Here is a 304-nt window from a genome sequence, read left to right on the forward strand (position 1 = left end):
GGTAATGAGATGTATATTGATTACACGGGAAAAAAACTGCATATCGTTGATAAGGATACCGGAGAACTTATTCCTGTAGAAGTGTTTATAGCTATCCTTCCCAATAGCCAGTATACTTACGTAGAGGCCAGCTTAAGCCAGAAACGAGAGGATCTTATCACTTCTTGCGGCAATGCATTACAATTTTATGGAGGGGTACCTAAAGCCATTGTATCAGATAATTTAAAATCGGCAGTGACCAGGGCAAGTAAATACGAGCCGGAGATCAACCGGAGCTTTAAAGACTTTGCCCGCCACTATAACT

Annotated in this window: 1 pseudogene; it reads left to right on the forward strand. The window is 41.4% G+C overall.

Annotated elements, in window-relative coordinates:
- A pseudogene (locus tag HC175_RS22690) lies at positions 1-304 on the forward strand (IS21 family transposase); the annotation flags it as partial.

Source organism: Salinimicrobium oceani, assembly GCF_012037645.1.